The sequence below is a fragment of the Paenibacillus sp. yr247 genome (assembly GCF_900103825.1).
Classification (GTDB): domain Bacteria; phylum Bacillota; class Bacilli; order Paenibacillales; family NBRC-103111; genus Paenibacillus_E.
Genome location: NZ_FNIF01000023.1, coordinates 14,915 through 28,673, shown reverse-complemented (window position 1 = coordinate 28,673; position 13,759 = coordinate 14,915). Strand labels below are relative to the sequence as shown.

The window sequence follows — 13,759 nt, the reverse complement described above, 5'->3', positions numbered from 1 at the left end:
ATTTAGACATGTCTTTAGAGGATATTAGTACAGAAGTTAATTTGCCCGTTTCGACGATTAAAACAAGATTGTTTCGCGGTCGAAATTACATCAAAAGAAAATGGGGATCCTTATTCTTCATGATGCAAAGTTTGGCTTCCATCATTATTTTCTAACAAATATACATAAATTACTTGATGACAAAGGAGTACCCTGTGAGCATTCCCAAAATTGAAGTACCAAAGATGCCCAATGAATTGCCAACAATTTTGCTGCCAAATGAGGAAATTGGTTCGGAGGACAGCTACCATACAGGTATTATAAGTGATTGTACGCTTGATAATCAGACAGCTTATAAAGTCGCGTTTGATAAAGTCATTTTTCGGAATGTTACTTTTACACGAATTTCGATGAAAGACATTGAGCTGACAGATGTCATTTTCGAGCGATGCGATTTATCAAATGTTGATTTCGGTGAAGCCACGATTCATCGGACTGAATTTAGAAATTGTAAAATTATTGGGATTGACCTAACGGGAGCAACTATCAGAAATGTTTTATTCCATGCCTGCTTAAGCGATTATGCAACCTTTCGGATGGCCAATTTCAGACAAATTATTTTTCAAGAATGTTCGCTTTTAAACGCCGATTTCTATGAATCGACTCTCCAAAAAGTGTATTTCAATTCGTGTCAGCTAGATCGGGCTCAATTCACGGGTGCGAAGCTTGCAGGCATCGATATAAGTAGTTGTGATTTCACTAGTTTAGGTGTAGGTATAGAGGATTTGCGCGGCTGCATAATTTCGAGAGGACAAGCTTCTGTATTTGCAAGTCTTTTCGGGCTTATACTAAAGGAATAAAGGCAACAGTGAAATGAGGAGGCAACCGTGAAATTTGGTTTTGATATTGATGATACACTCATTAATTTAAGAGAACATGCATTTCATATCTATAATAGCAAGCTGAAACAAAATATTGGGCTGGATGTGTTCCATGACTTAACAACAATGGAAATACACGAGGCCTTCGGTTTGACGAAGGAAGAAGGAGGTCAGCTTTGGTTAAGCCTTCGGGATGAGATCTATTATACCCAGTGCCCTCCTTTTCCCTATGCCGTTGACATGCTGCAGGAATTAGTTCGTCAAGGTCATGAGGTTTTCTATATTACGGCAAGGGCTGTAGAGCATACGGAACGAACGAAAAATTGGCTAATTGCCAATGGATTTCCGGTGGTTGAAGGCCATTTTTTTTGCGGAATGAGTGATTCCGAAAAGGTTCATATTATTGAAAAATTGAACTTGGACTATTATTTCGATGATAAACCAACCGTTTTGGACACCTTGTCCCACCTGCCTTTAAAGGTATATGTGAAAGATAGAACGTATAATCAGCATATGAACCTGCCCAGAATTATAGCTTGGGATGAACTCCAAGACATACTGAAATGAAATTTATCTGACCACTCAAACACTCACTAACTTAACTGCCCACCTTTAACGAAGGTGGGTTTTCGTTTGTGGTCACCTATGTCCGGCAGCCCTTTAACTCGGTTGTATCGAGATCCGGAAGCTATAGGTTCTTCTTTTTCACTTCATGTCCGCATAAGGTAGTACTAATGATAAGTGGGTTTAGGGGGGAACGTGATGCTGCAAAGGCGACGGTGGAGAAGCAGACCTACTGGGAAAACAAACCGCAAAAAGGTGCTGTTGATCGGTCTTCTCATCTTTGTCTTATTTTGTGTACAGTTTTTTATTTTCGTGGAACGAAATCTCAGGCCTCCACTGATGAATTTGGCAAAAGTACGCATAAAGCAGATAGCAACACAAGCGATTAATAGTGCTATTGCCGATCATGTGGCTGAAAGTACAAATGCGGAGCAATTAATTGATTGGAAAATGGACAAAAACGGCAAAGTGACTGGGTTTATGCTAAATTATAATGAACACATGCGCATTACAGCGGATACGATTAAAACAGTGCAAGGTGAACTAATTCATTTGCAAAGTATATCAGAGCATATTCCGGTTGGGCAGGCGTTGAATAGTGCTATTCTATCTTCATTTGGCCCGGATATTCCGATCCGGCTGCTGCCGGTTGGTAATGTGAAGGTTGATTTGAATACGCGTTCGCAAAATGCGGGTATCAATATGGTTATGTTTGAAGTGTATGTTCGAATTATTGCTGAAGTATCTGTGATTATTCCATTTGATTCCGATACTGAAATTGTAGAAACCGAAATTCCCATTTCATATTCACTCGTAGTTGGGGATGTCCCTACGTATTACTATGATAACAAAGGGAAGCCTGTGGGTAGTAATAAGGACGCAGGGCTACCGAGCTTATCACTACCTAGTTTACCGAATGCAGGAACAACTACTCCTAAGGGTGAGGGAAGTTCAACGCAAGATAGCAAGACACAAAAAGAGCCGACCCAATAAGGGACGGCTTATTTATGTCTTTTATTCAGATCCTCACGTTCCCATTTGCGAAGGGAGGGGTAAGGATCGAAGCTCCATTCCGTTAGCCCATTATCACGGTAAAGGCCGAAATGAAGATGAGGTGGGAATTTCCCAGATGTTCCTTGCTTACCATAACCAGAACTACCAACCCAGCCAATGGTTTGACCAGGCTTTACAATGTCATTTTCTTTGATCCCTTTTTGATAACCGGAAAGATGAGCGTAGTAGTGATAAATATTGTTAACATCTCGAATACCAATCCGCCAACCCCCGTATGGATTCCAACCCTTTACTTCCACAATGCCAAAGCAGGTGCTTCTTACAGGAACGCCGTAATTGGCAAATAAGTCTGTCCCTTCATGGGAACGATGCCCGCCCCAGCCGCGACTGTCTCCCCATGTACTGCGATAGGAGTAGTCTGAAGTGACAGGAAGTGGAAAGGCGTGTTCTCCAACTTCAAGTGTACCTAGAGTGGCATAGATTGTTGCGAATTGTTTGATACGTTCAACACTGCGTGAGTTTTGATAATAATTCCATAAGTTTATTTGTAAATTTCCCTCGCGGTTACCCTTTTTGCTCATTATAGAGGCCATGGCTGCAAGCACGTCCAAATCGTTGTTTCGATCTGCGACCCCGTCCCCTGAGCCATCTCGGCCGAAACCATGAAAGAAGGAGATGCTTCTCGGATTCGTATCCAGCTGGTCTGGATTCAAGAGACCTACCCAATCCGATTCAGGGAAATAAATACTGGTAATTCCTTGATGCACAGGCCTTTTTTTCGCGATATTCATCGTTCTTTCGTATTGGTCAACTGCGGCCAGATACGCCCATGGAATGCCTGACAAGATGCTTGCTTTTTCAAATAGCTCTTTCCGCTCAGCGTTTAGATTTGTAGTAACCTTTGGCGGGGCTGGGACAACTAATTGGTCAGATGTAACGGCATGGGATGCAGCACTGCCTGAAAGAGTCCCGGATTCGGTTACTGATAGGAGGAGGCTAATTACAAGAACCCGTGACCAAAACGGTCTGCTTTTCATCTCTATCATCCTTCCTGAAATGTTAGTTCTTAGGATGTACTCATCAACGAATGTTTATCCCCGCATCTTTCGTTGTTATCCGATTTTTGATATGATGCCTGTAAGAGGTGGGAACATTGAGTTTTAATCACAGGGATGAGCATGTGGATGATGGTATGCTGTTAATTCAAGCTAATCTGGATGATATGAACCCGGAGTGGGTTTCTTATATCATGGACAAGCTCTTTGAAGTTGGTGCGAATGATGTATTCGTGGTACCGATTATAATGAAGAGGGGCCGGCCAGGTATAATGCTGAATGTGTTGCTTGAAAGTGAACGCCTTTCTGCTATTGAGGAAGTTATATTTAGCGAGACAACGACACTTGGCATACGGTATATGCAAGCTTCCTGTCATAGATTGGCGAGAGAATTTGAACAAGTGCAAACACGGTGGGGATTGTTAACTATAAAAGTCGGTTATCACCAAGGAAAATTAGTGCAATATGCACCTGAGTTTAAAGAATGTGAACAAGTGGCTAAGGAGCATCAAGTTCCTTTGAAACAGGTTTATGAAGAAGTTAGGCTGCAGTTTATGCAGCAAAAACAAAAAAACGCCTCCTCCTGATTTTGAAAGGAAGGGGCGTTTTTGGCGTTCTTATTGATGAGCTCCCTGATTGGCTGCACCTGGGTGATGAGAATGCGTATGCGAATGTTCATGGTGGTGATGATCATCATGTGAATGGGTATGACCATGCTCATGTGCAAGGTGTTCATGGCTTACTTGCCATTTCCCAATGAAAGGATCAACTTTGCCAACCACGACGCGAAGCACATTAGGTTGATTAGGTAAATCTCTTGTACCTGCACCGTAACCGATGGTGTCAACGATCATAGGAGGAAAGCTTTTGGAGAACTCGTCCACGATACCGGAAATAATGCCGGCTCCAGTTGGCGTGGTCATCTCTAGGCTATAGTTGGTTGAGGCTATGGGTAAGCCTCGCATCATTTCCAGTGTCGCAGGAGCGGGTACGGGATATGTACCATGATCGATATGTATCGTTCCTGAACCTAGAGGTACCGGAGAAGCGAAGATGCGCTCGATTTGCAAAGAGTCAATGGCTAGAGCCACACCTACGATGTCGACAATGGAGTCTATGGCTCCGACTTCATGGAAGTGTACTTTCTCAACGGGAATGCCATGGATTTTGGCTTCAGCAATACCGATCTTTTCAAAGATGGCTAAACTGAGAGCCGTGACACGCTCATTAAATCCAGCCGTCTGAATGACTTGTACGATCTCCGAATAATGACGATGATGCTTCGGGGGATGGAGTGGATCTAGAATGACATCAAGCTTCAGAGCAGAGATCCCGCGCTTAATGACGCGCTTCCATTCCAAGATATAAGGCTCTAGCTTGATTTTGGTAAGCTCTTCTTCAATGTAAGCTCGATCTGCTCCCGCATCAACCAAAGCACCGAGTGTCATATCGCCGCTGATTCCGGAGAAGCAGTCCAAATATAAAATGCGCATTGTAGGAACCTCACGCTCGTTTCGACATATTTTTGTTGATGAGCCCTGCATAGTAGCCGGCTCCAAATCCGTTGTCGATGTTCACGACAGAGATGCCTGGCGAACAGCTATTTAACATCGACAACAGAGCCGCGATACCTGCAAGGTTCGCGCCATAACCTATGCTCGTCGGCACAGCGACGATGGGCTTGGCCACAAGCCCGCCGACGACACTGGCGAGCGCGCCTTCCATGCCGGCGACGATCACAATCGCGTTGGCACCTCGAATGAGGTCTAGCCGGCGGAAGAGCCGGTGAATGCCCGCTACACCCACGTCGAACACACGTTCAACGTGACTGCCTAGGCATTCTGCCGTAAGGGCCGCCTCCTCCGCCACGGGGAGGTCGGAGGTGCCTGCGCACACGACGGCGATGTAGCCGTCGTGGACTTTAAGCATCGGTCGCTTGAACCAAGTGAGCGACCTTGCGGTTTCGTGGTAGGTGACACCTTCCACGGCAGCGACAACATGGGCGGCTTTGGCTGCATCTACCCGTGTAGCAAGCACGCGGTCGGTGTGCTCCATCAGCCGCCGGAAAATCGCCTCGATCTGCTCGGCTGTCTTGCCTTCCCCAAATATGACTTCGGGGAAGCCCGTGCGCTTTTCGCGCTCGATGTCGAGCTGAGCAAATCCAAGATCAAGGTTGGCAGGGCCTTCGCCGATACCATCCTTGATGATTTGCTTTTTTGCTTCTTCTACGTCCAGATCGCCCGCCTGGACGAGCTTTAATATTTTCTCCAAGTCCATCATAAGGATGCTTCTTTCACCTTTTCTTTGGTTTCCTCAGACAGCACTTCATTCATGCTGCCTGTTCGGTAGCCTTGTAAATCCAGTGTCACGTAAGTAAAGCCAAGTTTAGTAAATTTTTCATAGATCGCATCACGGTGTTCAACCACTTTATGTATCTCATCCGGCATAACCTCGATCCGGGCAATCTTCTCATGGTGACGCACACGCACTTGATATAGACCAAGCTGGGACAAGAAGTATTCGCCTTCGTCCAATTGGTCGATTTTCCATTTCTCAATTTGCGTCCCGTAAGGGATACGTGAAGACAAGCAAGCAAAAGACGGTTTATTCCAAGTACGCAGACCTAACTCTTTGGAAAGCGCTCTGATCTCGTCTTTGGTCATGCCGGCCTCTTGTAAAGTACTGCGGACTCCTTGCTCATTCTTGGCTTGCAGACCCGGTCTGTAATCACCTAGATCGTCCATGTTTGAGCCATCCAGAATATAAGGGTAACCTAAGTCTTTGGCTAGTTGCTGCAGATGTGAATAAAGTCCCGTTTTGCAATGATAACAGCGGTCTGGATTATTGGCGACGAAATTAGCGTTCTCCAATTCTTTGACCTCTGTTTTATACAGTGGGACACCGATTTGTTCTGCGAGTTCAACGGCTGCATCGAATTCCCGAGAAGGGAACGTTTCGGATGCTGCAGTGACGGCCAAAACTTGATCTCCGAGCTCCTGCTTCGCACGTTTGAGGACAAAAGTACTGTCTACACCTCCGGAGAAGGCGATCAACACACGGCCCATTCCTCTTAAAATTTCTCCCAGCCTGCGGTCTTTCTCTCGCGTTACTTCTTGTATGCTCATGTTTCTTCCCTCCCATACAGCATTTATATCTTCGTAGAGCTGTTTTGGTTCATCTAGATAAGTGTATCACAACTGGCTGGCAAAGTGGATTGTTTTGTCAGGCATTCATGTTATAATAACTACAATGAGAAACCAAATAAAAGGCGGGAAATATAGTGCCTACAAAGCCATTAGAAAGAAAACCAGACTGGTTAAAAATCAATCTCAAGACTGATGAGAATTTCAAAGAAATAAAGTCAATGATGCGTTCCAAAACACTGCATACGGTTTGTGAGGAAGCCAAATGCCCGAACATTCATGAGTGCTGGGCGAATCGAACAGCTACTTTTATGATATTGGGCGATATTTGTACCCGAGCTTGCCGTTTCTGCGCAGTGAAGACGGGGCTTCCTACAGAGCTGGATCTTGAAGAGCCGGAACGTGTAGCCGATGCCGCTTTACAAATGGGACTGCGCCATTGTGTCGTAACTTCCGTTGCACGTGATGATTTGACAGATGGCGGTGCGATGATATTCGCTGAGACTATCAAGGCGATTCGCCGCAAATTACCAATGTGCACAGTTGAAGTGCTGATTCCCGATTTTTTGGGTCGTGAAGCATCACTGGCCACGGTTCTGGAGGCGAAGCCAGATATCCTGAACCATAATATGGAGACAGTTGAGCGCATGTCGGACCGGGTCCGCTCCAAAGCGAAATATCGCCGTTCGCTCGAGCTGCTCGAGCGCTCGAAGCGTATTGCTCCAAACATCCCAACCAAATCTAGTGTCATGATTGGCGTAGGCGAGGAGTGGGACGAGCTGCTGCAGACAATGGACGATTTACGCGCAGTTGACTGTGATATTATGACTATTGGGCAGTACCTGCAGCCGTCCACGACACATTTGGCAGTAGCGAAATACTATACGCCGGAGCAGTTTGCCGTTCTCAAAGAAGAGGGCATGAAGCGCGGCTTCAAGCACGTAGAGTCGGGGCCATTGGTGCGAAGCTCGTACCATGCCCATGAGCAGGTTCAAGCCGCATCTAACTAACGGATTAGAGAAAGGAGAGCTTCCTAACATCATGATTCATATTGCGAATAAAACATACGAGCTTGTCACAGACCATAAGAATGGCTGGAACTTTGAAGTTTTTAAAGAACGCTTTAGCGAAGTGTTGGAGCGTTATGATTATATTGTTGGCGATTGGGGTTACAGCCAGTTAAGGCTGAGAGGATTTTTTAAAGAAATCCATCCTAAAGCGACGAAGGAATCATCGATTGCAGCACTTCAGGATTACTTGAATGAATATTGCAACTTCGGTTGCGCGTATTTTATTATTGAGAAAGTGAATGTTGCTAAGCAGCAGTCGCCTTCTGAAGTGATCTCAACCACGCCATAATCGTTTCAAAATAAAGACGCCTCAATCTCCCGTGAATTAGGGGGAGTGGGGCGTCTTTTTTGATTGTTTATTTCAATTCTAAACCAACAAAAGCTTCTCGAACCCTATTCCAGAAAGGGAATGGACGGAACCTGGCAAATTTTACTTTCACATTAGCTGCTACACGACAGCGTATGGAAACCACATCGTTCCGCTGCATATATAAGTGATCAAGGGATAAAAGCATATTCTGCTGCGCCTTGGGATATATGTCACAGTGATGATGCTTCGGTAAAATCATGGAAGAGCCAAGTGTTCGGTAGACTCTATTGTTAATCGAAGCGATCTCAGCAATTTGAATGGCTTCCAGTGAAGGGTGAACCATGGCTCCGCCTAAGCTTTTATTATAAGCTGTGCTGCCGGCAGGCGAGGAAATACAAATTCCGTCCCCGCGGAACATTTCGAACATTTCATCGTTCACATGAAGACGAGCGACTAGCGAAACTTCGATTCCTCGTATGGTAAATTCGTTTAGAGCTAGATGCGTTTCGACGCCCTTCTCAGTTGTGATTTCGATCTCAACAACGGGGTACTGCACAGCGCGCAGCTCTTCAGGGGTGGTTACGCTGAACATCAACGAAGCGAGATGGTTCAGTTCATCCGGTTTCCAATCAGCGAAGAAGCCTAAGTGACCGGTATGGATACCAACGAAAGCGATGTGATCTAGCTGATGAACATATTTATGAAAGGCTTGCAGCATCGTACCGTCTCCGCCAATTGAGAGGACAATGTCGGGATTTTCTTCATCCCTCGGCATACCTTGCTCTGCGGCGAGTGTGTGGAATCGCGCTGTCAGCTTCTTGGAGATGTCATCCCCTCGTTCAATGACGTTGTATTTCAATCGTTTTCCTCCTAAGAGTTTTCGTAAGAAAACTTGCATCGTAAGCATAAGCTGAGTTTTCGTAAGAAAACTTTCTTCGTAAGCATAAGCTGAGTTTTCGTAAGAAAACTTGCATCGTAAGCATAAGCTTTTATTCAGTCGAGCAGTATTTATCAATTTCTTGAAGTATCGATTCAGGTGTATGTCGGAATTCGGCGGCAACGCGATAGGAATCGTTGCTGAAATTCGTCACCCTGACAATTTCACCATAGGCCGTAATGGGATAGGGAAACCCAGGGAGAATGAAGCTGAATTCCAAAAATAAGGGATAGAAGAGCCGATTCGTTGTAATGAAAGAAAGACCTCCCGCGCTGATATCAAGCAGCTGTCCTGAGAAGGCGACACCCTTGCGTGCGGATATGCCGCGAATGCCAACAATTTGGAGTGTGATCGGCGTTCGAAGGGAAAGCTTAGTTCGGCTGTAATGTCTGTTCTGATGATGCTGAATTTCTTCGGGAATGGATAGTGTGAGGTAACAAATCGTCTTTTTCAACTCAAGTTGAAGCAAATCGACATTTGTATAATATAAAATTCCACGATCTCTAAAAGAAAATTCAATGAAAGAAACATGTTCAAGTTTGTCGAATGGAAAAAGTCCCGATAGCTCTAAACAAACCGTGAACGAAGTTTCACCTATTTTATCAATGGTGAAATTCTCTTCATAGCAAAAAGGTTGCCCATCTTTACATTCTCCGACAACGATCAAATGACAGTCCGTATTCGGAGCGATATATGCCAATTCTAGTGCCTTATTCCAATCCATAGCATCACCAAGTGGTTAGATTTGCATTCATGAACGCATGCACATACCGAAAGTCCTCTTTCATAATAATTTATAATAGAAAATAAGAAAAGCCCCAAACGGGGCTTTATCCGAGAAATTACGTATTTACTGCCACGATAATGTGCTAGTTACTAAGGAAAGTTCAAAGGAGTGGGCGAAGTTTGATGAAATGGGTCGAACGCGAATAGAGAAGTGCGGCCCATGAACGAGATGACCAGGAATGGTCGCTTTAAAGCTCTGTATTTGCTCAATCAGCTCACCCGTAGGTTCCATAGGAATGATTTTTTGCTCCCATGTTTCGCCATTTTCCTCGTAATATATGACTTCAACAGCCGTATCTTGCGGCCAAATAGGTCCGAAATGGACTTGCGTCGTGACTTCCTTCGTTGAAGGTTTAATTTCGCTTAACGGTACTTCTGTGGATAACTTGGCAGCGCGGTCATCGATACCAATGATTTTTACGTGATACCAGTTATTACGGATGAACTGCTTGTAATCGGCGACCTTGGTTGCCACATCGTATTGATTAGCGACAAACAGTCGGGCTCGCTGCGCTGTTGGCAAATAGGTAAGCTCTGTGTAATCCTGTACCATGCGATGAGTGTTATAGATTGGACTAAGCGATATGATAGAACGCTTCATACGGCTGATCCATTGATGAGGGATATTTCCTTGATTGTAGTACAGCGGTATAATTTCTTTCTCCAGTATGTGATAGATCGCTTGCGTATTTTCTTTCTCTTGTGTAGCCCAGTCAGCTGCTCCTGTAGAACCAATGGCCCAACCGTTTGTACCGTTGTAGCCTTCCTCCCACCAACCATCTAGTACACTAAAATTAAGTACTCCGTTCATGGCGGCTTTTTGACCGCTCGTTCCACTAGCCTCAAGGGGTCTACGGGGATTATTTAACCAAACGTCTACACCTTGAACTAGATAGCGGGCCATATTTATGTCATAGTTTTCAAGCATAACGATCTTGCCAACGAATTCTTTCATCTGCGAAACGCGGTAAATTTCACGGATAAGCTCTTGGCCTGGGTAATCTGCAGGATGAGCCTTACCTGCAAAAATAATTTGGACCGGTCTTTCGGGATCATTGATTAATTTCTTGAGCCGGTACAAATCATTAAAAATGAGATTAGCACGCTTGTAAGTCGCAAACCTTCTGGCGAATCCTATAGTCAAGGCTTTGGGATTCAAATACTGTCTAACTTCCTCGATTCGCGACTCTGATTCTCCGTTGCGCTTTCGCTGCTCGAGCAAATTTCGGCGAGCGTATCGTACTAAATCTTCTTTCAGCTGTTGATGCACCTTCCAAATGGATTCGTCTGGAATGACTTCGACTTGCTGCCACTGATGCTTATTGGCCTGTTCTTCACGCCAGGAACCGGGAAGGAAACGATCAAGCAGCTCCTTCCATTGAGGCGCTGTCCATGTGTCCAGGTGAACCCCATTCGTAATGGAGCTGATGGGAACTTCGCTCGCATCGATATGACCGTGAAAATCTTTGAACATTTCTCGGGATACATGACCGTGCAGCTTACTGACGCCATTGCGCAGTCCAGCCGTATTCATGGCCAAATGTGTCATATTGAATTGACCCGTGTGATGATCGAGCCCGAGCGCAATAATGTCCTGTTTGTAACGTGACAGCTCCTGGAGAAGTGGGCCGAGATAGTGTTCCACCATCTCGATAGAGAAGGTGTCATGGCCCGCAGGTACGGGCGTATGGGTAGTAAACACAGTGGCAGAGCGTACAGTTTCAACCGCCACGTGAAACGGAAGACCAAGTTTCAGAAGCTCCTTTAGACGCTCAAGTGTGAGGAAAGCCGCGTGCCCCTCATTGATATGGTACACATTGGGGTAGATCCCAAGTGCGCGAAGCGTCTTAACACCACCAATGCCAAGTACCATTTCCTGGGCAATACGCGTATCTTGATTGCCCCCATAAAGCTGAGCGGTCAACTCTTTGTCCGCCTGATTGTTGGCTTCATGATCGGCATCCAGCAAATAGATTGAATTTCGGCCGATACGTACACGCCAAACCTGTAAGGTGATGGCGCGGCCAGGCATTTCGATAGACACGACGAGCTGTTGGCCATTTTGAAACACGGGCTCGATTGGCAGTTTGGTGAAATCATACGGGTACAATTCACTTTGCTGACCGCCTGAGACATCAATTTTTTGTGTGAAATATCCTTTTTTATACAGTAGGCCAACACCGATTAAAGGGATGCCCAGATCACTCGCTGACTTCGTATGATCGCCTGCTAAGATGCCCAGTCCACCCGAATAAATCGGCAAAGATTCGTGGAAGCCGAATTCTGCGGAGAAGTAGGCAATTTGCACATAGCCCTGATCCGAGTGCTTTTCTTGAAACCAAGTCTTGCTGTTCAAATATGAATCGAACTTGTCGATCACTTGTCGATAGCTCTCTACAAAATCTGTATTCGTGCTGAGGGTAATGAGCTGGGAATCGTCCAAATCGTGAAGCAGGCGAACCGGATTATGGCCGGATTGGGTCCATTTTGCGGGATCCATTTGAGCAAAAAGCTGTAAAGCATCATGGTTCCAACTAAACCATAAATTGGTTGCCAGCTCAGTTAATCGCTCAATAGAAGGAGGCAAATGTTTCGCTTCTTGGGGGAAGGCTGCTTGCATGTCTGGATGTTCTCTCCCTTTATGATCATGATCGTGATTAACCATATTATCTTGTTCCACCAACCTTTTCATACACGAGTTTAAGTAAGGAATATGCAGCAAAGAGCCCGGCAATGACTGCAAAAACACTTAGGAAAATCGTTCCGCTAACAGGAAGCATAAGCCGCAGATAGCTTAGAACAGGAGAAGACGGTTCATATTGTGGTAAGAAAACGGCTTTCGAATCGCGGAAAATCTGCATAGGCTCCCAAATAACGAGCACAATAGCAGCGGAGAGCAGGGCATGGATGAAACGAGCGATGACGAAAGGCAGGTAGCGCAAATTCGTATGGCTTAACAAGCTGACAATTTGAGCATGTACGGACATGCCGCCCCATGATAAAACGAAAGCGCCGATAGCAACTTTGCTGGAAAGAGCTAGCGCTGCCGGAGCGTTACCCGCGGCCTTCGCTCCGAGTGTTACCTCAAACAAACCATTCATAACGGCTTGGGATAGCTCATGAGGTAATCCGGTGAGTTGCAGAATGTAGGAGATGAGCAGGTACATGGCATTCATGACCTTAGCTGCTGTTAAGACCTCTAAAACAACTGAGAAAAAGACAACCAGTCCGCCTACTACGAAAATCAAGCTAATTGATTGCATGATGGATTGGCTAAGCAGTGCGCCTATGGATCTGCCATCACTGATACGAGCGGCGTGCATCGCATCGAATGCACGCTTCCAGACCCAGCCCTCACTGTTGCTCTTTTGTGGAGTAGGCAGGCTCTTCCTGCCGTGGAATCGCATCATCAAACCTATAAGGATAGAGCCTCCGTAATGGGCAACAGCTAGAATCATGGCCAGAGAGGCGTCATGGAAGAAGCCAATCGAAACAGCTCCGATTAAGAAGATCGGATCGGAGCTTGTTGTGAACGCAACGAGTCGTTCACCTTCCTCCCGATTCACAAGCTGCCGATCCCACAGTTGAGAGGTCAATTTTGCGCCGACAGGATACCCCGCTGCGAAGCCCATGGCCATCACAAAGCCTCCAATGCCTGGAATACGGAAGACGGGACGCATCATCGGATCAAGCAGCGTGCCGAAGAAATGAACGATGCCAAAGCCAAGCATAATTTCAGAAATGACGAAAAAGGGAAAGAGTGCAGGAAAGAGCACGTCCCACCAAATGGAAACGCCGCGCAAAGCTGCATGAAGGCCGTCATGAGGGAACGCAAATAAGCATAGAATAATGGCAATAACAACAAAAGCCATGAGTAACGCAGCGGTGAAGTTTCGTTTCTGCATGGAACTCTACACCTCCTCCTACTCAACTATATGAATAGGATGGGACATACATGCCGTCCCCAAAAACTTAGACTTCGGTACTGTTCAGAGCCTGATTTTATGGTAAAATAGAACT

Annotated in this window: 15 protein-coding genes; 7 read left to right on the top strand and 8 right to left on the bottom strand. The window is 45.6% G+C overall.

The window, feature by feature from the left end; genetic code table 11:
- Positions 1-8: 8 nt before the first annotated feature.
- The 4 genes from BLT91_RS33995 to yunB all read left to right on the top strand — a co-directional run bounded on the left by BLT91_RS33995 (position 9) and on the right by yunB (position 2,417).
- The gene (locus BLT91_RS33995; RefSeq protein ID WP_368086851.1) at positions 9-155 is read left to right on the top strand and encodes a hypothetical protein; all 147 of its coding nucleotides are present in this window, start codon (positions 9-11) and stop codon (positions 153-155) included.
- 39 nt (positions 156-194) lie between these two features.
- On the top strand, positions 195-839 hold the full coding sequence (locus tag BLT91_RS24360) for a pentapeptide repeat-containing protein (RefSeq protein ID WP_254777127.1): 645 nt from the start codon (positions 195-197) through the stop codon (positions 837-839).
- A gap of 27 nt (positions 840-866) precedes the next feature.
- Complete coding sequence (locus BLT91_RS24355) at positions 867-1,427, top strand: 5' nucleotidase, NT5C type (protein ID WP_090825899.1); 561 nt, start codon at positions 867-869, stop codon at positions 1,425-1,427.
- Positions 1,428-1,622: 195 nt separating this feature from the next.
- On the top strand, positions 1,623-2,417 hold the full coding sequence (yunB, locus tag BLT91_RS24350; RefSeq protein ID WP_254777126.1) for a sporulation protein YunB: 795 nt from the start codon (positions 1,623-1,625) through the stop codon (positions 2,415-2,417).
- A gap of 8 nt (positions 2,418-2,425) precedes the next feature.
- On the opposite strand, the gene BLT91_RS24345 is transcribed toward yunB, so the two are convergent.
- Positions 2,426-3,475 (bottom strand): M23 family metallopeptidase, encoded by a 1,050-nt coding sequence (locus BLT91_RS24345; protein WP_090825896.1) that lies wholly within the window; start codon positions 3,473-3,475, stop codon positions 2,426-2,428.
- Between the two features lie 107 nt (positions 3,476-3,582).
- Between BLT91_RS24345 and larC (BLT91_RS24340) the strand changes: the two genes are divergently transcribed.
- Positions 3,583-4,080, top strand: coding sequence for a nickel pincer cofactor biosynthesis protein LarC2 (gene larC, locus BLT91_RS24340; RefSeq protein WP_368086850.1), 498 nt, complete (start codon positions 3,583-3,585; stop codon positions 4,078-4,080).
- A gap of 30 nt (positions 4,081-4,110) precedes the next feature.
- On the opposite strand, the gene larC (BLT91_RS24335) is transcribed toward larC (BLT91_RS24340), so the two are convergent.
- From larC (BLT91_RS24335) to larE, 3 genes are read right to left on the bottom strand one after another with little or no spacing between them, the layout of a single operon-like run.
- Positions 4,111-4,986: a nickel pincer cofactor biosynthesis protein LarC gene (gene larC / locus BLT91_RS24335; RefSeq protein WP_090825889.1), complete on the bottom strand. Its 876-nt coding sequence runs from the start codon at positions 4,984-4,986 to the stop codon at positions 4,111-4,113.
- A 10-nt stretch (positions 4,987-4,996) separates the two neighbouring features.
- Positions 4,997-5,773, bottom strand: coding sequence for a nickel pincer cofactor biosynthesis protein LarB (larB, locus tag BLT91_RS24330; RefSeq protein WP_090825886.1), 777 nt, complete (start codon positions 5,771-5,773; stop codon positions 4,997-4,999).
- The gene (gene larE, locus BLT91_RS24325) at positions 5,770-6,618 is read right to left on the bottom strand and encodes an ATP-dependent sacrificial sulfur transferase LarE (protein WP_090825883.1); all 849 of its coding nucleotides are present in this window, start codon (positions 6,616-6,618) and stop codon (positions 5,770-5,772) included. Before larE ends, larB begins: the two co-directional genes overlap by 4 nt.
- A 155-nt stretch (positions 6,619-6,773) precedes the next feature.
- Between larE and lipA the strand changes: the two genes are divergently transcribed.
- The gene (gene lipA / locus BLT91_RS24320; protein WP_090825880.1) at positions 6,774-7,646 is read left to right on the top strand and encodes a lipoyl synthase; all 873 of its coding nucleotides are present in this window, start codon (positions 6,774-6,776) and stop codon (positions 7,644-7,646) included.
- On the top strand, positions 7,618-7,995 hold the full coding sequence (locus BLT91_RS24315) for a YutD family protein (RefSeq protein WP_254777125.1): 378 nt from the start codon (positions 7,618-7,620) through the stop codon (positions 7,993-7,995). Before lipA ends, BLT91_RS24315 begins: the two co-directional genes overlap by 29 nt.
- 67 nt (positions 7,996-8,062) lie before the next feature.
- Here the strand turns inward: BLT91_RS24315 and BLT91_RS24310 are convergent, their stop codons facing one another.
- The 4 genes from BLT91_RS24310 to ylbJ form a co-directional block, all read right to left on the bottom strand.
- Positions 8,063-8,875 carry an NAD kinase gene (locus BLT91_RS24310; protein ID WP_090825874.1) on the bottom strand — a complete coding sequence of 271 codons (813 nt, stop codon included), beginning with the start codon at positions 8,873-8,875 and terminating at the stop codon, positions 8,063-8,065.
- A 130-nt stretch (positions 8,876-9,005) separates the two neighbouring features.
- On the bottom strand, positions 9,006-9,677 hold the full coding sequence (locus BLT91_RS24305; RefSeq protein ID WP_090825871.1) for a flagellar brake protein: 672 nt from the start codon (positions 9,675-9,677) through the stop codon (positions 9,006-9,008).
- A gap of 126 nt (positions 9,678-9,803) precedes the next feature.
- Positions 9,804-12,431: an alpha-glucan family phosphorylase gene (glgP, locus tag BLT91_RS24300; protein ID WP_254777124.1), complete on the bottom strand. Its 2,628-nt coding sequence runs from the start codon at positions 12,429-12,431 to the stop codon at positions 9,804-9,806.
- Entirely contained in the window at positions 12,406-13,644 is a 1,239-nt protein-coding gene (gene ylbJ, locus BLT91_RS24295) for a sporulation integral membrane protein YlbJ (protein WP_090825868.1), read from the bottom strand. Before ylbJ ends, glgP begins: the two co-directional genes overlap by 26 nt.
- Positions 13,645-13,759 lie beyond the last annotated feature (115 nt).

Bases quoted from the DNA above. Each gene is read 5' to 3' on its own strand.
- ylbJ (WP_090825868.1), bottom strand. From the start codon at position 13,644: ATGCAGAAACGAAACTTCACCGCTGCGTTACTCATGGCTTTTGTTGTT.
- yunB (WP_254777126.1), top strand. From the start codon at position 1,623: ATGCTGCAAAGGCGACGGTGGAGAAGCAGACCTACTGGGAAAACAAAC.
- glgP (WP_254777124.1), bottom strand. From the start codon at position 12,431: ATGAAAAGGTTGGTGGAACAAGATAATATGGTTAATCACGATCATGAT.
- larE (WP_090825883.1), bottom strand. From the start codon at position 6,618: ATGAGCATACAAGAAGTAACGCGAGAGAAAGACCGCAGGCTGGGAGAA.
- larB (WP_090825886.1), bottom strand. From the start codon at position 5,773: ATGATGGACTTGGAGAAAATATTAAAGCTCGTCCAGGCGGGCGATCTG.
- larC (WP_090825889.1), bottom strand. From the start codon at position 4,986: ATGCGCATTTTATATTTGGACTGCTTCTCCGGAATCAGCGGCGATATG.
- BLT91_RS33995 (WP_368086851.1), top strand. From the start codon at position 9: ATGTCTTTAGAGGATATTAGTACAGAAGTTAATTTGCCCGTTTCGACG.
- BLT91_RS24345 (WP_090825896.1), bottom strand. From the start codon at position 3,475: ATGAAAAGCAGACCGTTTTGGTCACGGGTTCTTGTAATTAGCCTCCTC.
- BLT91_RS24305 (WP_090825871.1), bottom strand. From the start codon at position 9,677: ATGGATTGGAATAAGGCACTAGAATTGGCATATATCGCTCCGAATACG.
- BLT91_RS24315 (WP_254777125.1), top strand. From the start codon at position 7,618: ATGAGCAGGTTCAAGCCGCATCTAACTAACGGATTAGAGAAAGGAGAG.